General features: G+C 59.7%; 24 protein-coding genes. 15 read left to right on the plus strand and 9 right to left on the minus strand.

Translation table 11 applies throughout. From position 1 onward, the window contains the following. Positions 1-107 precede the first annotated feature (107 nt). Positions 108-803: a glutathione S-transferase N-terminal domain-containing protein gene (locus ACI3GR_RS10990; protein WP_407494484.1), complete on the plus strand. Its 696-nt coding sequence runs from the start codon at positions 108-110 to the stop codon at positions 801-803. 2 nt (positions 804-805) lie between these two features. Here ACI3GR_RS10990 and ACI3GR_RS10995 read toward each other — a convergent pair whose 3' ends face one another. Together ACI3GR_RS10995 and ACI3GR_RS11000 are read right to left on the minus strand one after the other, a co-directional pair. Beyond that, entirely contained in the window at positions 806-1,249 is a 444-nt protein-coding gene (locus ACI3GR_RS10995) for a YtoQ family protein (protein WP_407494486.1), read from the minus strand. Between the two features lie 102 nt (positions 1,250-1,351). After that, complete coding sequence (locus tag ACI3GR_RS11000; protein WP_407494488.1) at positions 1,352-3,325, minus strand: bifunctional 2',3'-cyclic-nucleotide 2'-phosphodiesterase/3'-nucleotidase; 1,974 nt, start codon at positions 3,323-3,325, stop codon at positions 1,352-1,354. A gap of 233 nt (positions 3,326-3,558) precedes the next feature. Here ACI3GR_RS11000 and nudC point away from each other — a divergent pair, with 233 nt between their 5' ends. Beyond that, positions 3,559-4,524, plus strand: a complete 966-nt coding sequence (gene nudC / locus ACI3GR_RS11005) for an NAD(+) diphosphatase (protein WP_407494490.1) — start codon at positions 3,559-3,561, stop codon at positions 4,522-4,524. An 85-nt stretch (positions 4,525-4,609) separates the two neighbouring features. Continuing rightward, positions 4,610-5,083, plus strand: a complete 474-nt coding sequence (locus tag ACI3GR_RS11010) for an SRPBCC family protein (protein ID WP_407494492.1) — start codon at positions 4,610-4,612, stop codon at positions 5,081-5,083. A gap of 36 nt (positions 5,084-5,119) precedes the next feature. Here the strand turns inward: ACI3GR_RS11010 and ACI3GR_RS11015 are convergent, their stop codons facing one another. Then, positions 5,120-5,965, minus strand: coding sequence for a prephenate dehydratase (locus tag ACI3GR_RS11015; protein ID WP_407494494.1), 846 nt, complete (start codon positions 5,963-5,965; stop codon positions 5,120-5,122). Between the two features lie 134 nt (positions 5,966-6,099). On the opposite strand from ACI3GR_RS11015, the gene ACI3GR_RS11020 reads away from it, so the two are divergent. The 5 genes from ACI3GR_RS11020 (at position 6,100) to ACI3GR_RS11040 (ending at position 12,722) form a co-directional block, all read left to right on the plus strand. Beyond that, positions 6,100-6,621 (plus strand): c-type cytochrome, encoded by a 522-nt coding sequence (locus ACI3GR_RS11020; protein ID WP_407494496.1) that lies wholly within the window; start codon positions 6,100-6,102, stop codon positions 6,619-6,621. Positions 6,622-6,816: 195 nt separating this feature from the next. Further along, on the plus strand, positions 6,817-8,763 hold the full coding sequence (locus ACI3GR_RS11025) for an extracellular solute-binding protein (RefSeq protein WP_407494498.1): 1,947 nt from the start codon (positions 6,817-6,819) through the stop codon (positions 8,761-8,763). A gap of 9 nt (positions 8,764-8,772) precedes the next feature. Next, the gene (locus tag ACI3GR_RS11030; RefSeq protein ID WP_407494500.1) at positions 8,773-9,870 is read left to right on the plus strand and encodes a microcin C ABC transporter permease YejB; all 1,098 of its coding nucleotides are present in this window, start codon (positions 8,773-8,775) and stop codon (positions 9,868-9,870) included. Positions 9,871-9,909: 39 nt separating this feature from the next. Continuing rightward, complete coding sequence (locus ACI3GR_RS11035; RefSeq protein ID WP_407494902.1) at positions 9,910-11,136, plus strand: ABC transporter permease; 1,227 nt, start codon at positions 9,910-9,912, stop codon at positions 11,134-11,136. Next, the gene (locus ACI3GR_RS11040) at positions 11,133-12,722 is read left to right on the plus strand and encodes an ABC transporter ATP-binding protein (protein WP_407494502.1); all 1,590 of its coding nucleotides are present in this window, start codon (positions 11,133-11,135) and stop codon (positions 12,720-12,722) included. Before ACI3GR_RS11035 ends, ACI3GR_RS11040 begins: the two co-directional genes overlap by 4 nt. 7 nt (positions 12,723-12,729) lie before the next feature. Here the strand turns inward: ACI3GR_RS11040 and ACI3GR_RS11045 are convergent, their stop codons facing one another. Together ACI3GR_RS11045 and ACI3GR_RS11050 are read right to left on the minus strand one after the other, a co-directional pair. Further along, a complete protein-coding gene (locus ACI3GR_RS11045; RefSeq protein WP_407494503.1) occupies positions 12,730-13,137 on the minus strand; it encodes a VOC family protein in 408 nt (135 codons plus the stop codon). A 98-nt stretch (positions 13,138-13,235) separates the two neighbouring features. After that, positions 13,236-14,462, minus strand: a complete 1,227-nt coding sequence (locus ACI3GR_RS11050) for an acyl-CoA dehydrogenase (RefSeq protein WP_407494505.1) — start codon at positions 14,460-14,462, stop codon at positions 13,236-13,238. Between the two features lie 105 nt (positions 14,463-14,567). On the opposite strand from ACI3GR_RS11050, the gene ACI3GR_RS11055 reads away from it, so the two are divergent. From ACI3GR_RS11055 to ACI3GR_RS11065, 3 genes are all read left to right on the plus strand, one after another. After that, a complete protein-coding gene (locus ACI3GR_RS11055; protein WP_407494506.1) occupies positions 14,568-15,461 on the plus strand; it encodes a LysR substrate-binding domain-containing protein in 894 nt (297 codons plus the stop codon). A 222-nt stretch (positions 15,462-15,683) separates the two neighbouring features. After that, complete coding sequence (locus ACI3GR_RS11060; protein WP_407494507.1) at positions 15,684-16,166, plus strand: RNA pyrophosphohydrolase; 483 nt, start codon at positions 15,684-15,686, stop codon at positions 16,164-16,166. Next, on the plus strand, positions 16,163-16,639 hold the full coding sequence (locus ACI3GR_RS11065; RefSeq protein ID WP_407494508.1) for a hypothetical protein: 477 nt from the start codon (positions 16,163-16,165) through the stop codon (positions 16,637-16,639). Before ACI3GR_RS11060 ends, ACI3GR_RS11065 begins: the two co-directional genes overlap by 4 nt. Here the strand turns inward: ACI3GR_RS11065 and hemC are convergent. Continuing rightward, positions 16,636-17,586, minus strand: coding sequence for a hydroxymethylbilane synthase (gene hemC, locus ACI3GR_RS11070; RefSeq protein WP_407494509.1), 951 nt, complete (start codon positions 17,584-17,586; stop codon positions 16,636-16,638). The two genes, ACI3GR_RS11065 and hemC, sit on opposite strands and share 4 nt — an antisense overlap. Before the next feature lie 106 nt (positions 17,587-17,692). Between hemC and hemE the strand changes: the two genes are divergently transcribed. Further along, a complete protein-coding gene (gene hemE, locus ACI3GR_RS11075) occupies positions 17,693-18,724 on the plus strand; it encodes a uroporphyrinogen decarboxylase (RefSeq protein ID WP_407494511.1) in 1,032 nt (343 codons plus the stop codon). Here hemE and ACI3GR_RS11080 read toward each other — a convergent pair. Further along, a complete protein-coding gene (locus tag ACI3GR_RS11080; RefSeq protein WP_407494513.1) occupies positions 18,721-19,575 on the minus strand; it encodes a YihY/virulence factor BrkB family protein in 855 nt (284 codons plus the stop codon). The genes hemE and ACI3GR_RS11080 overlap by 4 nt on opposite strands. 118 nt (positions 19,576-19,693) lie before the next feature. Then, positions 19,694-19,885: a PLD nuclease N-terminal domain-containing protein gene (locus ACI3GR_RS11085; RefSeq protein WP_407494515.1), complete on the minus strand. Its 192-nt coding sequence runs from the start codon at positions 19,883-19,885 to the stop codon at positions 19,694-19,696. Positions 19,886-20,214: 329 nt separating this feature from the next. On the opposite strand from ACI3GR_RS11085, the gene ACI3GR_RS11090 reads away from it, so the two are divergent. Continuing rightward, entirely contained in the window at positions 20,215-20,385 is a 171-nt protein-coding gene (locus ACI3GR_RS11090; RefSeq protein ID WP_407494516.1) for a DUF1328 domain-containing protein, read from the plus strand. Positions 20,386-20,454: 69 nt separating this feature from the next. On the opposite strand, the gene ACI3GR_RS11095 is transcribed toward ACI3GR_RS11090, so the two are convergent. Continuing rightward, positions 20,455-21,267, minus strand: coding sequence for a response regulator (locus tag ACI3GR_RS11095; RefSeq protein ID WP_407494518.1), 813 nt, complete (start codon positions 21,265-21,267; stop codon positions 20,455-20,457). Between the two features lie 102 nt (positions 21,268-21,369). On the opposite strand from ACI3GR_RS11095, the gene ACI3GR_RS11100 reads away from it, so the two are divergent. Together ACI3GR_RS11100 and ACI3GR_RS11105 are read left to right on the plus strand one after the other, a co-directional pair. Then, a complete protein-coding gene (locus ACI3GR_RS11100; protein ID WP_407494519.1) occupies positions 21,370-21,525 on the plus strand; it encodes a NepR family anti-sigma factor in 156 nt (51 codons plus the stop codon). Beyond that, positions 21,525-22,079, plus strand: a complete 555-nt coding sequence (locus ACI3GR_RS11105; protein WP_407494521.1) for an RNA polymerase sigma factor — start codon at positions 21,525-21,527, stop codon at positions 22,077-22,079. Before ACI3GR_RS11100 ends, ACI3GR_RS11105 begins: the two co-directional genes overlap by 1 nt. Positions 22,080-22,088: the final 9 nt, after the last annotated feature.

Consider the following 22,088-nt stretch of genomic DNA (forward strand, 5'->3'; position numbering starts at 1 on the left):
CCCAGTGCGCCGACGCAGAAAGCATAGCAGAAATTTACACATTGGTATCCCTGTTAACTTTTTGCCTGTCGCCCTAACTTTGAGGATAACAAACCAAGAGGTACCCGATGTTTCCCGATGATTTTCCCATTGCGCAACGCTGGCCTGCGACCAATCCGGACGTGATCCAGCTGTATTCCTTCCCCACGCCGAACGGCGTCAAAGCCTCGATCATGCTGGAAGAAACCGGGCTGGAGTATGAGCCGCATCTGGTCACGCTGGCGGACAAGGACGTTAAAAGCCCTGAATTCCTGTCGCTGAACCCGAACAACAAAATCCCTGCGATCATCGATCCGAACGGCCCCGATGGCCCGCTGGGCCTATTCGAAAGCGGTGCCATCCTGATCTACCTCGCAGAGAAGTCGGGCAAATTCATCGGCAGCTCGGCTTCTGACCGGGCGGGCATCATCCAATGGCTGATGTTCCAGATGGGCGGCGTGGGGCCGATGTTCGGCCAGCTTGGGTTCTTCTACAAATTCGCCGGGTCCGAGATCGAGGACCCGCGTCCGCAGGAACGCTATATCAACGAGGCCAAGCGCCTGCTGGCCGTGCTAGAGGATCGGATGGCTGATCGCGACTGGATCGCCGACGAATATTCCATTGCCGATATCGCGCTGTGCCCATGGGTAAATGCGCTGGAGTTTTATGGCGCGAAAGAGGTGGTCGGCTGGGACGATCTGAAACACGTCCCTGCCTGGATTGACCGCTTCATGGACCGCCCCGCGGTGCAGCGGGGTGCTAAGATCCCCGACCCGAACGGCTGACCTTAACCGGGCAGTGACCCGGTCAGCACATAGCGCAGAATATCCGCAACCTGCTGCGGCGTCTCGGTCACCGCCAGCGCCGCAGCATCGACTTCCTTAAGCGCGTGCTGATGATCGGCCCCGTGCATGATGATCAGGGATTTGCCAAGCGCGGCGGCATAGCCCGCGTCAAAGGCCGCGTTCCACTGTTTGTATTTCTCGCCAAAGCGCACGACGACTACATCTGCCGCCTCGATTGCGTTGCGGGTGCGGATGGCGTTCAGCTTGGCGCCCTTGTGATCGTGCCAGAATTTATCCGGCTCGGCGCCCATGATGGCGACGCCACAATCATCGCTGGCGGCGTGATCGGTGACGGGCGCAGAAAAAGTCACGTCTAGGCCCTGACAGGCCGCTTCGACCTCGTCCCGCCAATCGGTGTGAATTTCGCCTGACAGATAAACCTGCATGTCCCTTCTCCTTCTTGAAACGGCAAGGGGGCGACGCGCGCCCCCTCTTTCAGCTTGATACAAATATCCCCGCCGGAGGCGAAGGCAACCGTTCCTTACAGATCACAGGGTGATGCGATACAGCGCAAAGCCTCCTTCGCCTTCGCCCGCGGGCTCGATCGTGACGCCGGGAACGCTGTCCGCGTATTGGGCCCCGGCCGGACCGGTTTCGAACAACACGGTGGTGTCGTCCATCGGCGCAAAGGTCCAGTTGCCGTCTGCCTTGGGGCTGATCGTGCCCTTTTCCACGATGTAGCGGACAATGATGTCGCGGTTGGTGTCGGGGCCTTCAAAGATGACCGTGTCGCCCTTGGCCCCGGGGAAGGCACCACCGCCGGAGGCACGGTAGTTGTTGGTCGCGACGACAAATTCCATGTCGTCGGTCACGGGCTGGCCTTGGTACATCAGGTCGACGATGCGGCTTTCATCGCTGATCTGCTCTCCGTCCCGGTTGAACATCATCGGTTTCGTCAGGTCGATCTTGTAGGTCACGCCGTCCATGACGTCGAAATTATAGCTGGGGAAATCCGGGTTCAGCAGCGGTGCATCGGTGGCTCCGGCCTCAACCTGATTGAACATGCCCGCCGAGCGGTCCAGCCAGCCACGCAGTTGCGCGCCAGTTATTTTCACCGCGCGGATGGTGTTGGGGTACAGATACAGGTCGGCCACGTTCTTGATGGCCACGTCACCCACGGGCACGTCCGTGTAATAGTCTGGCCCCCCGCGCCCACCTGCTTTGAAAGGCGCGCCAGCCGAAAGGATTGGTAGGGCTTCCCATTCGGTGCCCTTCATCATTTCTTCGATGTACCACTTCTGTGCATTGGTCACGACCTGAACCGAGGGGTCATCGGCGACCAACGCGAAATAGGAGTGCAGCGGCGTGTCGGTCTTGCCGACGGCGCGGCGGACGTAATCCAGCGTCTCGTCATGCTCTTTCTGGGCGGCGGCCAGTACCGGTTCGACGCTCTCGACCAGCGGTGTGATGGACCGATCTTCATTCCGTTTGGAAATGGGCCGGGTCGAGGTTTCCGACATGACCACGCGCCATTCGCCGCCTTCGTTTTCCAGCATCAGGTCAATTACGCCCAGATGCGACCCCCAGAAGCCGCCCATGACTGCGGGTTTGCCGTGGATCAGGCCTTTTTCCACGTCGACGGCGGCATAATCGGCATAGGTCGGCGAGGGGAAGACAAGGTGCGAGTGGCCAGTGACCAACGCGTCGATCCCATCCACCTGCGCCAGCGGGACAGAGGCGTTTTCCATCCCCTCTTCATGATCGGCACTGCCGATGCCAGAGTGCGACAGCGCGATGATGATATCCGCGCCTTCTTCCTTCATCTGGGGGACATAGGCGGCGGCGGTCTCGACAATGTCGCGGGCCTGAACGTTACCTTCCAGATGCTTGCGGTCCCAGTTCATGACCTGCGGCGGGACAAAGCCGATCAGGCCGATTTTGATGTCATGTTCTGCCCCGGTGCCGTCGGTCAGCTTGCGATCAAGGATGACGTAAGGCGGGATAAGCGTTTCGTCCTTGGTCGGATCGGCGCCCATGGTCTTGGCGATGTTGGCCGACACAACCGGGAAGTCAGCGCCCGCCAGCGATTTCAACAGGAAATCCAAGCCATAGTTGAATTCGTGGTTCCCAAGGGTCGACGCGTCATATCCCAGCGCATTCATCGCCTGAATGATCGGATGGCTGTCGCCTTCCTTCATGCCCCGTTCATACGCGATGTAGTCGCCCATCGGGTTGCCCTGAAGAAAGTCGCCGTTGTCGATCAGCATGGTGTTGGTCGCTTCGGCTCGGATCTCCCGAATGTGCGCGGCGGTGCGGGCCAGGCCGACGGTGTCGTCGGGTTTGTCCGCGTAATAATTGTACGGAAAAACGTGCACGTGCAGGTCGGTGGTTTCCATGATCCGCAAATGCGCCTGCGATCCGGCGGCTCGGGCCGAAAAGGGATGTAGCGCGATCAGCGACGCGCCTGCGGTGGACGCCAGAAAGCTGCGGCGCGACAGGGCTGTGGTGGTGCGAACGGACATGGGGACACTCCTGTTGTCGAGGCCGGATGAACGGGCCTGATTCTTTGGTGTGAAGACTGGCAGTATCTCGTGACAGTTGAACGACAGGGCATTTCTGCCAAGAGACGCTGACCTCTGCGCGATCAGATTAGACCAAGCCGCGCGGATCGTGCCGTGATTTTGTGCGATGGGCAGGATTGCGCTGACGGCTTCCGCGGGGCAGGGTCCGCCTGCAGTAAGCGAAGGGGACGACGATGCGGCACGCAGAAGAGGTAACATTCGGGACATCCGGCCTGGACCGGGCCGCAGAGCTGCGCAACCAAGACGAGGTTCTGGTCGCCGCCCGCAGATCGCCTGACAGTACCTGCATCCTGCTGTGGCGCGGTTTCCCCCTGATGGCGGGTGAGGCCGGATTGGCGCGCCTACCTATGGATGCCCCAGTTCTGCAGGGCAGAGAGCGTGAGCCGATCCTGCTGGGCCGTGAAAACGCGGGCTTTGTCTTTGCGCAGGATATCTCGGAATGGTCGCCGCCGGACGCTCCGGTTGATCTGGGGCCCGGGCGGCCTCAGCAGGCGCCCCTGCCGCAACACCCCGAGATTGACGGCGACTATGCCTTTGCCGATCTGCGCGGCATCCTGTCCCGCATCGGTCGCCGTGATGGAGAGTTGGTCGCCACCGCCCGTGCGTTGTTCAATTGGCATGCGTCACATGGGTTCTGCGCAAAATGTGGGAGGCCCAGCCGGATCACGCAGGCCGGATGGCAGCGAACCTGCGACAGCTGCGGTGCCCAGCATTTCCCGCGGACCGATCCCGTCGTCATCATGTTGATCACCCATGGCAACAACCTGCTGCTTGGGCGGTCGCCCGGCTGGCCGGATGGCATGTGGTCTTTGTTGGCAGGGTTTGTCGAACCCGGTGAGACGCTGGAAAACGCCGTCCGTCGCGAAGTGATGGAAGAAGCCAGCGTGCCGGTAGGGGCCGTCAGGTATCTGTCCAGCCAGCCGTGGGCCTTCCCGAATTCGCTGATGTTCGGCTGTATCGGCGAAGCGACCGCGCAGGACATCACGATCGATCCGGTCGAGTTGGAAGACGCCCGCTGGTTCACGCGCGAAGAAATGGTGGATGTTCTGGCAGGCACGTCCGAACTGGCGCGACCGTTGCGGCGCGGTGCCATCGCAGAATTTCTTATTCGGAACTGGGTTGCGGATACACTTGATTGACGAACTTGGTGTATAGTGGATGAAAATCAGCCCCGATTTGGGGTTCGGCCCCGGTCAAGAGGGCCCCGACACAAAGGCTAAGAGCATGAAATTCAGCACTCGCGAAGATATTAACGCCCCGATTGAACACGTCTTTCAGCGTGTTTCGGATTTCCAGTTGTACGAACGCGCAGCGATGCGTCGTGGCGCGCAGGTCAAGCGTCTGGACAATCTGGACGCCAAGGCCCCGGGCATGACATGGCAGGCGGATTTCGATTTTCGCGGCAAAAAGCGCAGTGTCGAGGTGCAGCTAGAAGACCTTGAAGCGCCGACTCAGATGGATTTCACCGCGACGTCGGGCGGGATGAACGGCACTTGCGAAGTTGAGCTGATCGCCCTGTCCCCCACCAAAACGCGCCTGAAACTCGGGGTAGAGCTGAAGCCCCAGACCCTGTCCGCGCGTTTGCTGGTGCAGTCGCTGAAGTTGGCCAAAGGCAATGTTGAAAAGCGGATGCAGACGCGTCTGGCTGAATTCTCGGACGACATTTCGTCCAGCTATAAGCAGACGCAGACGGCCTAAGCGTCGGTCTAGCTTCGGACGTACGACCGGACTTGGTTACACAAGCCCCGCGCGCTGACGGTCCGCGGGGTAGACGCCAAGGATTTCGACCATCGAGGTGAAGTACCGCAATTCATCCATCGCCAGTTTGACGTTGGCGTCTTCGGGGTGGCCTTCGATATCCGCATAGAACTGGGTGGCGGTGAACGATCCGCCGACCATGTAGCTTTCCAGCTTGGTCATGTTGATGCCGTTGGTCGCGAACCCGCCCATGGCTTTGTAAAGCGCGGCGGGGATGTTGCGGACTTCGAACACGAAGGTCGTGATCATCTTGTCGGGGCCGCGGCGGGTGTAGTCCGGCTCTCTCGACATGACGAGGAATCGGGTGGTGTTGTGGCCGTGGTCTTCGATATCGCGGGCCAGCACGTTCAACCCGTAGGTCTGCGCGGCCAGATCGCTGGCCAACACGCCCTGATCAAGATGATTTGATGCAGCCAGTTCTTCGGCGGCCCCGGCGCTGTCGGCAGCGGCAATGGCGCGGATGCCACGTTCGTTCAGGAAGGCCTTGGCCTGAGGCAGCAGAACCAGATGCGCGCGGACCGATTTGATGTCGTTCAGCGTGACACCGGGTTTCGCCATCAGCGCGATCCGGACCCGCACGAAAGCTTCGTCGATGATGTTCAAACCGCTTTTGGGCAACAGCGAATGGATGTCCGCCACACGACCGTAGGTCGAGTTTTCGACCGGAAGCATCGCTAGGTCGGCCGTTCCGTCCAGCACCGCGTCGATGCATTCTTCGAACGTGCGGCAGGGCAGCGGATCGTGGTCGGGCCGCGCTGCGGCGCAGGCTTCGTGAGAATAGGCGCCAAGCGCCCCTTGGAACGCGATCAGGGGTTTGGTCATGGTCTTTTCCTCTGCGCGGCGTGGCGGATGCGGCCCTCGGGCGATTGGTCGCGGTAACTACACCTTGCGCAAGGGGAGGGGAAGCATATAGATACGCGCCGGAAACGTGACGAAACATCAGGGATGCGGCTTTAATGTTCGATACCATGACACTGACTAAAGCTGGCGGCGCCATTTGTGGGACGCTTCTGGTTTTCCTTCTGGGGAACTGGGCTGCCGAACTTCTTTACACGACCGAAACGGGCGGCCATGGCGATGAAGAAATCGCACAGGCTTACGTGATCGAAACCGGCGAAGAAGACACCGGCGCGGCCGAAGAAGAAGGCCCCGATTTCGCAACCCTGCTGGCTTCGGCTGATGTCGAAGCGGGTTCGAAGGTTTTCGGCAAGTGTAAAGCCTGCCACAAGATCGACGGTTCGAACGCGACTGGCCCGCACCTTGATGGTGTCGTGGGCCGCGCAGTCGGCACGGTTGACGGCTTCAGCTACTCCGGTTCGATGTCGGCTGTTTGGGAAACCTGGACGCCAGAAGCCCTTAACGCCTTCCTGGAAAGCCCGCGGAACGCGGCGCCGGGCACCAAGATGTCCTTTGCCGGTCTGCGCAAGGTTGAAGATCGTGCTGATCTGGTTGCCTACCTGCAGTCGATCAGCGGCTAAGCTGACCAGCAACGAATTTATGAAAGCGCACCGGCCCGTCCGGTGCGCTTTTTCTTTGGTCGATGGTGTTTTGACAAGGTCCTGTTCGCGTAGTTCACGCGCTTGTCACGCAATCTCAACTTGAATGTCGACGCTGGGCGCAAGTAGCCTACCTCGACACTAGATCCGGAACCGATCTTAGGAGGACCCCGCCAGATGCGCCGTCAGAAATCCCAAGCGATTGCAGCCACACAGACCCGCATGGGTCGCTTCGGGGTCATGGCCCTTGGGGCGCTGGGGATCGCCCTGCTGGCGACCACGGTCCGGGGCGAAAGCCATGTTGAGGTCAGCACCAACGATGCCGGTGAAACCGTCATCACCGCACATGGTTACAACTATTACGGAGAGCTAGAGTACCCGAAGGACTTTGAGCATTTTTCCTATGTGAACCCGGATGCGCCCAAGGGCGGCAGCTTTTCGATCGACGCGTCGGGCACCTTCGACAGCATGAACCCCTATTCCCGCAAGGGCCGGGCGGGCGCGCTGTCGTCCATGATGTACGAAACGCTGCTGGATGGCGGTGCACCTGCGGATGAATACGCGACGTCGTATTGCCTGCTGTGCGAAACGATTGAATACGACGAAGGCCAGAACTGGGTGATCTTCAACCTGCGGCCCGAAGCCAAGTTTTCCGACGGCACGCCCCTGACGGCCGAAGACGTCGTATTTTCCCACAACCTGTCGCTGGAACAGGGGCTGCCGTCCTATGCCAACGCCGTGAAACAACGCGTCATCGGGGCCGAGGTGCTGGACACCCACCGCGTCAAATTCACCTTCGCACCCGAGATTTCGCGCCGGTCCCTGATTTCGCAGGTCGGGGCCACCAGCGTGTGGTCCAAGAAATGGTTCGAAGAAACCGGCGCGCGTCTGGATGAGCCTCGTATGGAAACCTCTCCGGGTTCGGGCCCTTACATGCTGGACAGCTACGACATCAATCGTCGCATCGTTTACAAGCGGAACCCAGATTACTGGGGCAAGGACCTGCCGATCAACGTCGGGCGCCACAACTATGATGAGATCCGGGTCGAATACTTCGCCGATGAAACGGCGGCGTTTGAGGCCTTCAAGGCGGGTGAATATACCTTCCGGGCCGAAGCGAACTCGAAACAATGGTCGACCGGCTATGACTTCCCCGCCGTGGAAAAAGGCTGGGTCGTGCAGGAAGAAATCCCGGACGGCAACCCGCCGACCAACGTTGGCTTTGTCTTCAACTTGGATCGCGAGAAATTCGCCGACAAACGCGTCCGCGAGGCGCTGGCGCTTGCCTACAACTTCGAATGGTCGAACGAGAGCCTGCAGTACGGTCTGTTCAGCCAGCGCGAATCTTTCTTTCAGGACACCGTGCAGCATGCCCGCGGCCTGCCAGAGGGCGCCGAGTTGGAGTTGCTGCAGTCCATGGGCGATATCGTTCCGCCCGAGATGATTTCAGAACCCGTACGTATGCCGCACACGTCCTCTCCGACGCGGGTGGTGGACCGCCGCAACCTGCGCACCGCAATGGGTCTGCTGGATGAGGCCGGGTATTCTGTCGGCTCTGACGGTATTCGCCGGGACGCGGACGGGAACACGCTGGATATCGTGATCCCCATCAACTCTTCCGGGTCGCCGACCATGGAAAGCCTGATCGGGACCTATGTGCAGAATCTGCAGCAGATGGGCGTGAATGCCGAAATGCAAAAGGTCGATCCCAGCCAGTACACGCTGCGCCGTCGCGACCGCGATTATGACATCGTGTTCGACGGCTACCGGACGTTCATTGGCGCGGGCACGGGGTTGATGCAGCTTTACGGGTCTGAACAGGCTGCTGTCAGCGTCTTCAACCCCGCAGGTATTTCCAGCCCGCTGATCGACGCGCTGATCGACAAGGCGTTGTTTGCCGAAACGACCGATGAAGAAACGACGGCCCTGACCGCATTGGACCGGGCGCTGCGTTATGAATTCTTCGTCGTTCCGGCCTATTACAAGTCGGATAACTGGCTGGCGTACTTCAACATGTACGAACATCCCGAAGACATGCCGCCCTTTGACGTGGGCGAGATGGATTTCTGGTGGGTTAATCCCGAGAAGGCCGAGGCATTGAAAGCCGCGGGCGCCTTGCGGTAAGCCACCAAAATGGGAGCATACATCCTTCGTCGCCTGTTGCTGGTGATTCCCACGCTGTTGGGGATCATGGTGATCAACTTTGCGCTTGTGCAATTCGTGCCGGGCGGGCCGATTGAACAGATCATCGCGCAGCAGCAGGGGCAGGGGGATGTCTTTGGATCCTTCTCGGGCTCTGGCACCGACATCGGGATGGAAGACAGCGCCGCAGGGGCGACCTATCAGGGTGATTACGCAGGGGCCCGTGGCCTGCCGCCTGAGTTTATCGCCCAGCTGGAGAAAGAGTTCGGCTTCGACAAACCGCCGGTCGAACGGTTCTTTACTATGATGGGCAACTATCTGCGGCTGGATTTCGGCGAAAGCTACTTCCGCAAGGCCGACGTGATCGAACTGGTGATCGACCGTCTGCCCGTATCCATCACGCTTGGTTTGTGGTCCACGCTGATCGCTTACCTGATCTCGATCCCGCTTGGCATCCGCAAGGCCGTGCGCGACGGCACCCGGTTCGACACATGGACCAGCGGGCTGATCATCGCGGCCTACGCGATCCCCGGGTTCCTTTTCGCGATCCTGCTGCTGGTGCTGTTCGCGGGCGGGTCGTATTACCGCATCTTCCCGCTGCGTGGGCTGGTGTCGGACAATTTTGCCGATCTGACGTGGTATCAGCAGATCCTCGACTACCTCTGGCATATCACGCTGCCGGTTCTGGCCTCGACCATTTCCAGCTTTGCGACGCTGACGCTGCTGACCAAGAACTCGTTCCTTGATGAGATTAAAAAGCACTATGTGATGACAGCCCGCGCCAAAGGTCTGTCGGAACGTCGGGTGCTTTATGGTCACGTCTTCCGCAACGCGATGCTGATCGTCATCGCGGGCTTCCCGGCCGTGTTTATCGGGGTGTTCTTCGGCGGGTCGATCATCATTGAAACGCTTTTCAGCCTCGAAGGGTTGGGGCGTCTGGGTTACGAGGCCGCCGTGGCCCGCGACTATCCCATCATCTTCGGATCGCTGTTTGTCTTTGGCCTGATCGGGCTGGTCGTCGGCATTCTGTCGGACCTGATGTACGTCTTTGTCGATCCCCGTATCGATTTCGAAAGCCGGGAGGGGTAGGGCGTGACGCAAACCGATATCAACCCCTTGGGCGATCGCATGCCGGGCCAAGACGCCCCGCCGCCCGTCGCTCCCGCGACCAAGCGCGGCCGGTTCGAACTGTCGCCGCTGAACAAACGCCGCTGGCGCAACTTTCGCCGGAACGGTCGGGCCTATTGGTCGCTGATGATTTTCATCGTCCTGTTTGGCCTGTCGCTGTTTGCTGAATTCATCGCAAACGACAAACCGTTCTTGGTGAAATACCAAGGCCAGCTTTATTTCCCGACCTTCAAATTCTATCCTGAAACAACCTTCGGGGGCGATTTCCGGACCGAAGCGATCTATCGTGATCCAGAGGTGAAATGCCTGATCGAAACTGGGGGGCTGGACCTGTGTTTCGATGACCCAGAGGGATATTTCGAAGACGCGCAGGACGGCATCATCGAAGGCGAAGAGATCAATAAGGGCTGGGCCCTGTGGCCGATCATTCCTTATTCCTATGATACGCCTGTGGAACGCTCCGGGGCTGCGCCTTTGCCGCCCAATGTGATCGGCAGCTATGTGGATGCGGATGGCGAAAGCCACTGGGGCATTCTGCCGGCCGACCAGCGGGGCGCGAACCTGTTGGGTACCGATGATACCAAACGCGACGTTCTGGCGCGGGCGATCTATGGCTTCCGCCTGTCGATTGTCTTTACGCTGATCGTGACGACCTTTGCGTCGCTCATCGGGATTTTCGCGGGCGCGATCCAAGGCTTCTTTGGCGGACGGCTTGACCTGATTTTCCAAAGGGTGATCGAGATCTGGCAGGGCGTGCCGCAGCTTTACGTGATCATCATCCTGTTCGCGATCCTTGGACGCTCTGTCTGGCTGTTGGTCGTGCTGATGGTGGCCTTTGGCTGGACGGCCCTTGTGGGTGTTGTGCGGGCCGAATTCCTGCGGGCGCGGAACCTTGAATACGTCCGGGCCGCTCGCGCGCTTGGCGTGTCGAACATGACAATCATGTTCCGCCATATGCTGCCCAACGCCATGGTGGCGACGCTGACCATGCTGCCGTTCATTGTGACCGGCACCATCGGGTCGCTCGCCTCTCTCGACTTCCTTGGCTATGGGTTGCCGTCGTCTGCCCCGTCCTTGGGTGAAATGACATTGCAGGCGAAACAGAACCTTCAGGCGCCTTGGCTGGGCTTCACCGCCTTCTTCGTCTTTGCGCTGATGTTGTCGCTTCTGGTCTTCATTTTCGAAGGGGTCCGCGATGCGTTTGACCCCAGAAAGACGTTCCAATGACGCCGATGCTGAACGTCACGAACCTGCGCGTGTCCTTCAAGCAGGACGGACAGTTGATCCCCGCCGTGCGCGGTGTGTCGTTCCATGTGAACAAGGGCGAAACTGTTGCGCTGGTGGGCGAATCCGGCTCGGGCAAGTCGGTATCGGCGCTCTCCACGGTCCAACTGCTTGGTGACAACTCTCATGTCGAAGGCTCGGTCACCTTCAAGGGCGAAGAGATGGTGGGCGTGTCCCGCGCCAAGCTGATGCAGGTCCGCGGGAACGACATCAGTTTCATCTTTCAGGAACCGATGACCTCGTTGAATCCGCTGCACACATTGGAAAAGCAGCTGGCCGAGTCGATTGAGCTTCATCAGGGGCTCAAAGGTGACGCGGTCCGCAAGCGGATCGTCGAATTGCTGGACCGTGTGGGCATCCGCGATCCCGAAAGCCGCCTTGGGTCTTATCCGCACCAGCTTTCTGGCGGGCAACGTCAGCGCGTGATGATCGCCATGGCGCTGGCGAACAAGCCGGAACTGTTGATCGCGGATGAACCGACCACGGCGCTGGACGTGACCATTCAGGCGCAGATCCTTGACCTGCTCGCCGAATTGAAGGCCAGCGAAGGTATGGGGATGCTGTTCATCACCCATGATCTGAACATCGTCCGCCGCATCGCGGATCGGGTCTGCGTGATGAAGGACGGTGAGATCGTCGAAACCGGACCTACGGCCGACATCTTTGACAACCCTCAGCACCCTTATACCCAAACCTTGCTGGCCGCGCATGCCGCCGGCGCGCCTGATCCGGCCGCCGACAACGCCCCGGTCGTGGCCAGGACCGACGATCTGCGCATCTGGTTCCCGATTCAGAAAGGGTTGTTCAAAAGGACCGTGGGGCATGTGAAGGCGGTCAACCAAGCCTCGATCGAGGTTCGAGCGGGCGAAACGCTCGGCATCGTGGGCGAATCCGGGTCCGGCAAGACGACGCTGGCGCTGGCCATCATGCGCCTGATCCAGTCCGAGGGGGGCATCCATTTTGACGGTGAAGACGTCAGAAGCTGGTCGACCAGAGAGATGCGCAACAAACGCTCTGACATGCAGATCGTGTTTCAGGACCCCTTTGGATCGCTGTCGCCTCGGATGACCTGCGCGCAGATCATCGCCGAAGGTCTGTCTGTTCATCGCCGCACGTCAGACAAGCCCGTGCGCGAACTAGTGGCCGAGGTGATGGTCGAGGTTGGGTTGAATCCCGAAACGATGGATCGTTATCCACACGAATTTTCCGGCGGCCAGCGCCAGCGGATTGCCATCGCGCGGGCGATGATCCTGCGGCCCAAGCTGTTGGTTTTGGATGAACCGACCTCTGCCTTGGATATGACCGTGCAGGTGCAGATCGTGGATCTGTTGCGCGAACTGCAGCGGAAATATGGGCTGGCCTATCTGTTCATCAGTCACGATCTGAACGTGGTTCGGGCCATGTCGCACCGGGTCATGGTGATGAAGCAGGGTGACGTGGTCGAGGTCGGCACAGCCGAACAGATCTTCGACGCGCCAAGCCATCCCTATACCCAGCAGCTATTGGCCGCGGCGACGATGCACGCCTGATCTTGGCTTAGCGCGATCCGACCCAAGCCGGATCGTGGCAGACGAAACAAACCTTGTTGCCGTCCAGATCACGCACGTAACCACCATAGAAATTCTCGTGGTACCGTTCGCGCGGGCCCGGTTCGCCTTCGTCGCGAGCGCCCAAGGTCAGGGCCAGTTCGTGCAGCTCATCCACCTGTTTGCGAGACTCGCACTGGAAGGCCATCATTGGTCCATTGCCCGGATTGGCTGCTGCGCCGTTGAACGGTTCGACCAGCATAAGCTGCGGGAACAACCGATCCGCGCCACGGTAACGTGCGATCCGCTTTTCGGCGTCGTAATAACATTGGCGCACGCCCAAAGGTTCTAACGCCTTGTCATAAAACGAAACGGCGCGATGAAGATCGCTGACGGCGATTGTGACGTGCGAAAACATTTGCCCCTCCCAAGAGTCGCAAAGGGCGCCGAAGCGCCCCTTGCTTGATCTTTTTCCAATCAGCGGGCTTGGAAAGCAAGCCCTGCTATCGGGTAGGTTTAGAAAAATGCCTGCAGCCCGGTCTGCGCCCGACCAAGGATCAGCGCATGAACGTCGTGCGTGCCCTCGTAGGTATTTACCGTCTCAAGGTTCGCGGCGTGACGCATGACCTTGTATTCAATCTGGATGCCGTTCCCGCCGTGCATGTCCCGCGCCATCCGCGCGATATCCAGCGCCTTGCCACAGTTGTTGCGTTTGATAAGCGACACCATTTCAGGCGCGGCCTTGGCTTCGTCGAATAGGCGGCCAACGCGCAGCGCGGCCTGCAGGCCAAGGGTGATTTCGGTCTGCATATCGGCCAGCTTTTTCTGGTACAGCTGCGTGCCAGCCAGCGGCTTGTTGAACTGCTTGCGGTCCAGACCGTACTGGCGCGATTGCGTCCAGCAATCTTCGGCGGCGCCCATGACGCCCCAAGCGATGCCATAGCGCGCGCGGTTCAGACAGCCGAACGGACCTTTCAGGCCAGAAACGTGCGGCAATAGTGCCTCTTCACCGACCTCTACGTTGTCCAGCACAATTTCCCCGGTGATCGAGGCGCGCAGGGACAGTTTGCCGCCGATTTTCGGGGCGCTCAGGCCTTTCATGCCTTTTTCCAGCACGAAGCCACGGATCGCGCCGTCATGCGCTTCGGACTTGGCCCAGACAACGAAGACATCCGCGATCGGCGCGTTGGAGATCCACATCTTGGACCCGTTCAGCACGTAGCCGCCGTCGGTTTTCTTGGCGCGGGTTTTCATACCTGCGGGGTCCGATCCTGCGTCGGGCTCGGTCAGGCCAAAGCAGCCGATCCATTCACCGCTGGCGAGTTTAGGCAGGTACTTCATTCGCTGCTCTTCGCTGCCGTAGGCATAGATCGGATACATCACAAGAGACGACTGGACCGAGCACATGGAGCGGAAGCCAGAGTCGATGCGTTCGACTTCGCGCGCCACCAGACCGTAGGACACATACCCTGCGCCCAGGCCGCCGTATTGTTCGGGGACGGTGACGCCCAGAATGCCTGCTTCGCCCATCTCGGCGAAAATTTCGGGCTCGACGCCTTCTTCAAGGTACATCTTCTCAACCCGGGGGGCGAGACGGTCCTGACAGAAGGCGCGGGCGGCATCGCCCAGCATACGTTCGTCTTCTTCCAGTTGTTCGTTCAGCAGGAAGGGGTCTTCCCAGCTAAAGCTGGACATATTCGGGCGGTCTTTGTCCTTCAGGACAGGGCGTGCGTCATCGGGCATTTCATCCTCCTTATGAGTTTGATGGGGCTTATATCCGGCCTGAAAGGTGATTGATAACAAGTTTCGCTTCTCAGTTGATGAGTTTTTCGCATATATCTTCCAATCATGCGCCACAGCTACACGCCCTCCTTGGCCGAGATCGAGGCCTTTTGCGCCTGTGCCCGTGCAGGCACGACCATTCATGCGGCGGCTCAACTGGGTCGCACGCAAAGTGCCGTCAGCCGTGCCATTGTCGGGTTGGAAGAAAAACTGGGGGTCGCCCTTTTCATTCGGGCCCGCCAGCGGATGACCCTGTCGGATGCAGGCCGCGCCTTCCTCCGAGAGGCAGAGCCGGTTCTGACCCAGTTGAACGATGCCGCCATGACGGTCATGGCTTTCGGCGGGCAGGCGCGGGTGTTGCGGATCGCCGTATTGCCGACCTTCGCGCGGTTGTGGCTGATCCCGCGCCTCCGCTCGTTTCAGGCGACGACTCCGGGGCTGACGATGGATATGGCTGCACGGCTGGCGCCTGTGGATTTCGACAGCGAACCGTTCGATCTGGCGATCCAGCGGACGCACCACAGGGCGAGCGGCGCATCGCACGATCACCTGCTGGACGAAGACCTTGCCGTTGTCGCTTCCCCCTCGCTAGTGCCGGCGCCGCTTGAAACCGAAGATATTCTGCGCTTGCCGCTGCTGCAGCAATCCACCCGCCCGACGCTATGGCCGGATTGGTGCCGGGCCGTGGGCCTTGATCCCCGGCTCGCCCTGCGTGGCGCACGGTTCGATCACTTTGACATGGTGCTGGACGCTGCCATCGCGGGGTTGGGCGTCGCGCTGGTGCCGGAAATCTTGGCCCGTTCGGCCATCGCCGAAGGCAAATTGCTCCGCGCGCTGCCCGGGGATTTCCCGACAGGGCAGGCCTATACGCTGATCTACCCCGACCGCAGCACCGACCTGCCCCATTTCGCGCGTTTCCGCGATTGGATCCGCGCCGAGATCGAAGACATCTGGGCCTGATCTTCTTCTGGTCGGCAAATACCCTCGGGGGAGCGTAGCGGGGGCAGAGCCCCCTCCGCCGCAGACATTTGCCCCTGTCGTGAAGAATGATGACAACACGCCACCCAGCCACTGCGCCGCGCGAAAGGTGTCGCTGCAAGCCAGTGTCATGCGGCCCCTAATCCCGCTTGAGTTCCCGGCCGCAGGCTGGCAACCCTGAGACGACTGACAAGGAGCCGCCCAATGACCCCCGAAGAGATCGCCAAACTTCCCTATCGCCCCTGCGTTGGGGTCATGCTGGCCAATGCCGATGGCCATGTCTTCGTTGGGCAGCGGATCGATAATCCGGGTCCGGCATGGCAGATGCCTCAGGGCGGTGTGGACAAGGGAGAGGATCCGCGCGATGCGGCGCTCCGCGAATTGTGGGAAGAAACGGGCGTGACGGCCGACAAGGTGACCATCGTGGCCGAAACCGCAGGCTGGGTGCCGTATGACCTGCCGCATGATCTGGTGCCCAAGCTGTGGAAGGGCCGGTTTCGCGGTCAGGAACAGAAATGGTTTGTGATGCGTTTCAACGGCACGGATGCGGACGTGAATATCCAGACCGAGCATCCTGAATTTTCCGAATGGCGCTGGCTGCCCAAAGACGAGCTGGTCGCCAACATCGTCCCCTTCAAGCGAGACGTCTACCGCGCCGTGCTGGAGGAGTTGGGAGACAAGATTTGAAACATGTGATCTCTGCTACGCTGGCCTTGATGATGTCGGCAAATGGCGCGCTGGCCCTGTCGTGTATGCGCCCGGATGCTCTGAGCAGCTATAAGGCCGCCGCCGAAGCGTCGGAACCCTACGTGGTTGTCAGCGGAGTTTTGGCCCATCAGATGCCGCCTTCCGAGCAGGCGCAAACGGGTGAGCCGAAGGTCGTATCCTTCACCGCGCAGCTTGTTGGTCGCTACCTGCGCGACGACGGGTTCACAGGGAATTTCTCGGCACCGGTCGATGTGACGTTGAACTGTGTATCGGAATGGTGCGCGACATTGCCACCGCAGCGCGCCTCGGTCTTGGCGTTTCTTCAGATCAAGGATGACGCCTACGTGTTAGACGTGCAGCCCTGTCAGCAATGGCTGTTCCAAGACCCCGAGCCAGAGCAGATGGTCGCGCTGTTTGCCTGCCACACCGAAGGCGATTGCACGCCCGGTTAAGCGGTCCGGAAGTCGAAGAACCCTTCGCCTGCCAGCTTCAGCAGATCGTTCGCCATGGCGCGTCCCAACTCTGCCCCGTCCTCGATAGGCGCGGTGCGGTCATCCGCGAAGGCTTCGGACCCATCGGGCCGCAGGATTTCACCACGCAGGCGCAGGGTGCCGCCGTCCAGTTCCGCCAGACCCGCGATCGGGGTTTCGCAAGACCCGTCCAGCGCCGCCAGAAAGGCACGTTCCGCCGCCAGCCGCTCGGCCGTGGGTTTGTCGTGGATGGCAGACAGCATTTCCGCCGTGACATGATCGTCTTCCCGGCGTTCGATGCCGATGGCCCCTTGGGCGACGGCAGGCAGCATATCTTCTGGCGACAGGGCGGATTGCGCGACCTCAGCCCGATCAAGGCGGTTCAGGCCAGCCATCGCAAGGAAGGTTGCAACCGCCACGCCATCGGACAATTTGCGCAGGCGGGTCTGCACGTTGCCGCGGAATTCCACCACCTCAAGGTCCGGTCGCTTCACCAGCAGCTGTGCGCGGCGACGCAACGACGAGGTGCCGACCTTGGAGCCCTCGGGCACATCGGCCAGCTTTTGAAAATCGTTCGACACGAAGGCATCGCGGACGTCTTCACGCGGCAAATAGCAATCCAGCACCAAGCCTTCGGGCTGCAGGACGGGCATGTCCTTCATCGAATGGACGGCGATATCGATATCGCCGCGCAGCATCGCCTGTTCGATTTCGCGAGTGAACAGGCCTTTTCCGCCGATTTCCTTCAATGGTCGGTCGATAATGCGGTCGCCAGTGGTCTGGATCACGACGACCTCGAACGCCTCAGTGGGCAGGTCGAAGGCGGCCGCCAGACGGTCGCGCGTTTCATGCGCTTGGGCCAGAGCCAGCGGGGAACCACGGGTGCCGATTTTCAGCGGGCGGGCGGGATTGGGACGTTTACCTTGCATGGGGATCGTTTAGACGCGGCCAATCGCCCCTGCAAGGCCCTGTGCTGCGGCCATTTGCTTGACTTCCGCGCCCGTCCCGACGACGAGAGGGGCGACGGAGGATCTCATGAGCGACAAGACCATTCTGAAAGCCCTGCGTGGCGAAGTGCAGGACGTGCCCCCCATCTGGATGATGCGTCAGGCTGGACGCTATCTGCCGGAATACCGCGCCACCCGCGCGCAGGCCGGGGATTTCCTGTCGCTTTGCTACAACCCAGAGCTTGCGGCCGAGGTCACGCTACAGCCGATCCGGCGCTATGGGTTCGACGCGGCGATCCTTTTTGCAGACATTCTGCTTCTGCCTCAGGCGCTTGGGGCTGACCTGTGGTTTGTCACCGGCGAAGGCCCGCGTCTGTCGACCGTCACCTCCAAAGCGGATTTCGATGCGCTGAAACCGGCGTCGGACGTGCACGAGGTACTGTCGCCGATCTATGAGACCGTCTCGATCCTGTCGCAGGAGCTGCCCAAAGAAACCACGCTGATTGGTTTCGCGGGTGCGCCTTGGACTGTCGCCACCTACATGATCGCAGGACGGGGTACGCCCGATCAGGCCCCCGCCCATGCCTTGAAGGACGAGGATCGCCAGACGTTTTCCGCGCTGATCGATCTGCTGACGGATGGCACGATCGAATACTTGTCGCGCCAGATCGACGCCGGTGCCGAGGTGGTCAAACTGTTCGACAGCTGGGCCGGTTCGCTGAAGGGTCAGGATTTCGACGATTTCGCGCTGGAGCCTGCGAAAAAGATCATCGCAGAGCTGAAAGCCCGCCACCCCGGTATCCCCGTCATCGCCTTCCCGCGCGAAGCCGGCGACAAATATATCGGCTTTGCCAAGGCGACGGATGCGGATTGCGTGGCGCTGGACAATTCGGTGTCGGCCACTTGGGCGGCCGAGCATGTGCAGGTTGACGGCTGCGTGCAGGGCAACCTCGCCTCGTCCCATATGGTGACGGGCGGGCAGGCCCTGATCGACGAGACGCGGGAAATCGTGCAGGCCTTTTCCAAGGGGCCGCACATTTTCAACCTAGGGCACGGGATCACGCCGGACGCGGATCCGGACAATGTTCAACTGATGATAGACACGGTCCGCGGCGGCTAAGCGCGGGTGGGCGACAGTTTGGCCTTGGGCGGATAAACCTCGGCCAGTTGCAGGTTCACCACCGCGCCCAGCAGAACCAGGAAAGCGCTGATAAACAGCCAGACCAGCATGGCGATCGCGGCCCCAATCGATCCGTAGACTTCGTTGTAATTACCGAAGTTCGACAGGTAGAACGAAAAACCGTAGGACGCGATCGCCCACAGCGCGACGGCCAGCACCGCACCGGGCGTCACCCATTTCATCCGTTCGCCGCGGTTATTGGGGCCAAAGCGGTAAATCACCGCCAAGCCAGCCATCAGAACGAAAATTGCTGCGACCCACCGGAAGGTTTCGACCAACAAGGCCGTCACCGTGCCAAGTGGAATGATGGCGAAAATAATTGGCGCGATCACCACCGCGGACAAAGTCACGACAGATACGCCCAGAAGGGCGGTGGTCAAGATCAATGCGGTCAGGTAGTGACGCAGGCTATTGCGGTTTTGCCGTCCGTGAATGGCGTTCAGCCCCAGCATCAGGGCTGCCACGCCCGAGCGCGTGGACCAGATGGCCAAGAATGTGGACACCAGACCGGCCCAGCCAAGGCGATCCCCACCTGCGTTCATCAGCGCGTTGATCTGAGACTCAACAAGCCGTGTGACGTCTTCGGGCAAAATGGTGCGGATAAGGTCCAGTTGTTCGATCAAGACCTGCGGGTCCGCCAGAAGGCCCCAGATGGCGATAATAGCGGCTAATCCCGGGAACAGTGCGAGCATTGCCCAGAACGCGACGCCGGCCGCAGTCAGGGTCAGGTTCTGTTCGTTCACCGCATTCGCGATTTGGGTGATCAGCTTTATGGGGCGGCTAGAGCTCATGCTTACTTGGTCGTTGTTACCTTGGGTTGATGTATTGCGTTAAGCCGTTCCGGAAAGGCGATGGCATGCAAAAAGCCGCGCCAAATTGGCGCGGCTTGGGCATGTCAGATGGCGATTATCAGGCAACGCCCGTTTTGCTGCGGGGACCGGCGATAAGCCAGATGATAAAGCCGACGACAGGCAGGATAAGAACCAGCAGGGTCCACAAAACCTTTTTCCCAGTCGATGCGCTCGATCCGATGATCGAAACAATCGCCCAGATATCGAGGGCAAGGATGATAAGGCCGCCAAGGCCGGTGACTTCCAACATGTCATTCTCCTTTACGCTGCAAAAACAACGCACAACGCAGGCGTGAGTTCCGCGCTGGAGTTAATTTAGTTTGCTTGCTGGGAGAGTTGGGACTGGCGGGGCGAGGTAAATCGGGGATGCCCCGCCAGTCTCTGGGGACAGACGCTTGGGGACGCCTTGCATGTTTAACGCTACGCGCCGCGGTTGGTTCCAAACAATTTTAAAAAAATGTGCGGATGAAAGTCATCTTCTGTTTGGCACACGTCTCGATGGAACCAGACGTTGCGGTTCGATGTTGATCCAGCAGAACATACGACGGACAGTCCGTCGCAGAAAAGAAAGGAAATCCAATGCTTTATTGGGCTCTACTGTTTTTCGTCGTGGCCATTGTGGCTGCAGTTTTCGGCTTTGGTGGCATTGCCAGCGCATCGGCCGGCGTCGCGCAAATCCTGTTCGTCGTCTTCATCGTGTTGTTCATCGTGGCGATGATTGCACGCGCTGTCCGCGGTAAGACGCCGTAATGACCGGAACAAAAGACTAAGGGCGGCCCGATTAGGCCGCCCTTAAAATTTCAGCGTCTGACAGACAGATCAGCCCTTAAGGGTTTCCGTCGACGAGAAGAACATCGCTTGGCTTGCCGCCAGACGGACCTGCTCTTCGGAATAAGGTTTGGTGATCAGAAACGCCGGTTCGGCCTTTTCGCCGGTCAGCAGACGTTCGGGATAGGCCGTAATAAAGATGACCGGAACATCACCCAAGGCCGCCAGCAGATCGTTCACCGCATCGATACCCGAGGAGTTATCGGCCAGTTGGATGTCGGCAAAGATCAGATCAGGGCGTTCGGATTTGCCCAAAGCGACCGCTTCGTCGCGAGTCCGGGCCACACCAGTGACCGCATGACCCATCTCGGCCACGATCGATTGCAGGTCCATCGCGATGATGGCTTCGTCTTCGATGATCATCACGCGGCCAGTGACGCTTTGTGCCAATTCGCGCTGTGCGATGGTCACCAGTTCTTCGGCTTCGGACTTGCTGATCTTCATGATCTCGCCGATCTGCTCGAACGAAAATTCTTCGATCGTAAACAGCAACAACGCTTCGCGCGTGTTGGGCGTCAATGATTTCAAATGGTCCTGAGCTTTTGCGGCAATCCCGATCTCGTCCACGGCGACGGGCGCACCCGAAGACGTCCAGATGGCATGAAACGCACCGAAAAGGGCCACGCGGGTCGACTTGTGCCGATCAACAAGATCGGGGTCTTCCAGCATGGCTTCCAACGTGGCAGCGGCGTAGTTGTCACCTGACGTTTGGCTCCCGGTCAACGCGCGGGAATACCGTCTAAGATAAGGAAGCTCTGTTGCGACGTTCATCGCAAATTCCTCGGACCCCACCGTTTGGTTCATTTTTTTCAGTACCTTCCCAATATTTCTTGGAACTCAACACTAGAGGTATGCGTTAGGTTCCCGGAATATGCAAAAAAACTTCTGAATGGTCACGACATAGCAATGGCGCACGACAGCGAAAATGAACACGTTCTGAGGCAGATCGACGAAAATCTGAAACGTGTCTACCAGCAAAAACTGGACGAAGATCTCCCCGACCGCTTCAAAATGCTGTTAGATCAGCTAAAGAAGCAGGATTCCGGTGGGGAGGCCAAGTAATGAGCCAAGATCCCCGCGAGGAACTTGTATCGCACCTGCCATCGTTGCGTGCGTTTGCAATGAGCCTTTGCCGAAACTCGGCTCAGGCCGACGATCTGGTTCAGGACACCATCGTCAAAGCATGGACTAACATTGAGAAGTTCAAGGAAGGGACCAACCTGCGCGCCTGGTTGTTCACCATCCTTCGCAACACGTTTTATTCGGCACGGCGCCGGTCTGGCCGCGAAGTGGCCGACGTGGATGGCACGTTTTCTGCCAATCTGGCGACCAAGCCGGACCACGATGGTCGTCTGGCCATGAAAGATTTCGAAAAGGCATTTGAAACCCTCCCGGACGAACAGCGCGAAGCTTTGTTGCTGGTGGGGGCGTCGGGATTCTCCTATGAAGAAGCGGCAGATATGTGTGGCTGTGCCGTCGGAACGATCAAAAGTCGTGCCAACCGCGGTCGTGCAAAGCTGAGCGAGCTGCTGAGCATTGGTGAGAACGACACGATGGAATTAACGGATCAGTCGACGATGGCGGTTATGTCCGCCGCAAAAATGAAATCCATGTGAGGCTCGGGC

Source organism: Pseudooceanicola aestuariicola (assembly GCF_045763785.1).
Lineage (GTDB): Bacteria > Pseudomonadota > Alphaproteobacteria > Rhodobacterales > Rhodobacteraceae > Pseudooceanicola.

Bases quoted from the DNA above. Each gene is read 5' to 3' on its own strand.
- ACI3GR_RS10990 (WP_407494484.1), top strand. From the start codon at position 108: ATGTTTCCCGATGATTTTCCCATTGCGCAACGCTGGCCTGCGACCAAT.
- ACI3GR_RS10995 (WP_407494486.1), bottom strand. From the start codon at position 1,249: ATGCAGGTTTATCTGTCAGGCGAAATTCACACCGATTGGCGGGACGAG.
- ACI3GR_RS11000 (WP_407494488.1), bottom strand. From the start codon at position 3,325: ATGTCCGTTCGCACCACCACAGCCCTGTCGCGCCGCAGCTTTCTGGCG.
- nudC (WP_407494490.1), top strand. From the start codon at position 3,559: ATGCGGCACGCAGAAGAGGTAACATTCGGGACATCCGGCCTGGACCGG.
- ACI3GR_RS11010 (WP_407494492.1), top strand. From the start codon at position 4,610: ATGAAATTCAGCACTCGCGAAGATATTAACGCCCCGATTGAACACGTC.
- ACI3GR_RS11015 (WP_407494494.1), bottom strand. From the start codon at position 5,965: ATGACCAAACCCCTGATCGCGTTCCAAGGGGCGCTTGGCGCCTATTCT.
- ACI3GR_RS11020 (WP_407494496.1), top strand. From the start codon at position 6,100: ATGTTCGATACCATGACACTGACTAAAGCTGGCGGCGCCATTTGTGGG.
- ACI3GR_RS11025 (WP_407494498.1), top strand. From the start codon at position 6,817: ATGCGCCGTCAGAAATCCCAAGCGATTGCAGCCACACAGACCCGCATG.
- ACI3GR_RS11030 (WP_407494500.1), top strand. From the start codon at position 8,773: ATGGGAGCATACATCCTTCGTCGCCTGTTGCTGGTGATTCCCACGCTG.
- ACI3GR_RS11035 (WP_407494902.1), top strand. From the start codon at position 9,910: ATGCCGGGCCAAGACGCCCCGCCGCCCGTCGCTCCCGCGACCAAGCGC.
- ACI3GR_RS11040 (WP_407494502.1), top strand. From the start codon at position 11,133: ATGACGCCGATGCTGAACGTCACGAACCTGCGCGTGTCCTTCAAGCAG.
- ACI3GR_RS11045 (WP_407494503.1), bottom strand. From the start codon at position 13,137: ATGTTTTCGCACGTCACAATCGCCGTCAGCGATCTTCATCGCGCCGTT.
- ACI3GR_RS11050 (WP_407494505.1), bottom strand. From the start codon at position 14,462: ATGCCCGATGACGCACGCCCTGTCCTGAAGGACAAAGACCGCCCGAAT.
- ACI3GR_RS11055 (WP_407494506.1), top strand. From the start codon at position 14,568: ATGCGCCACAGCTACACGCCCTCCTTGGCCGAGATCGAGGCCTTTTGC.
- ACI3GR_RS11060 (WP_407494507.1), top strand. From the start codon at position 15,684: ATGACCCCCGAAGAGATCGCCAAACTTCCCTATCGCCCCTGCGTTGGG.
- hemC (WP_407494509.1), bottom strand. From the start codon at position 17,586: ATGCAAGGTAAACGTCCCAATCCCGCCCGCCCGCTGAAAATCGGCACC.
- hemE (WP_407494511.1), top strand. From the start codon at position 17,693: ATGAGCGACAAGACCATTCTGAAAGCCCTGCGTGGCGAAGTGCAGGAC.
- ACI3GR_RS11080 (WP_407494513.1), bottom strand. From the start codon at position 19,575: ATGAGCTCTAGCCGCCCCATAAAGCTGATCACCCAAATCGCGAATGCG.
- ACI3GR_RS11085 (WP_407494515.1), bottom strand. From the start codon at position 19,885: ATGTTGGAAGTCACCGGCCTTGGCGGCCTTATCATCCTTGCCCTCGAT.
- ACI3GR_RS11090 (WP_407494516.1), top strand. From the start codon at position 20,215: ATGCTTTATTGGGCTCTACTGTTTTTCGTCGTGGCCATTGTGGCTGCA.
- ACI3GR_RS11095 (WP_407494518.1), bottom strand. From the start codon at position 21,267: ATGAACCAAACGGTGGGGTCCGAGGAATTTGCGATGAACGTCGCAACA.
- ACI3GR_RS11100 (WP_407494519.1), top strand. From the start codon at position 21,370: ATGGCGCACGACAGCGAAAATGAACACGTTCTGAGGCAGATCGACGAA.
- ACI3GR_RS11105 (WP_407494521.1), top strand. From the start codon at position 21,525: ATGAGCCAAGATCCCCGCGAGGAACTTGTATCGCACCTGCCATCGTTG.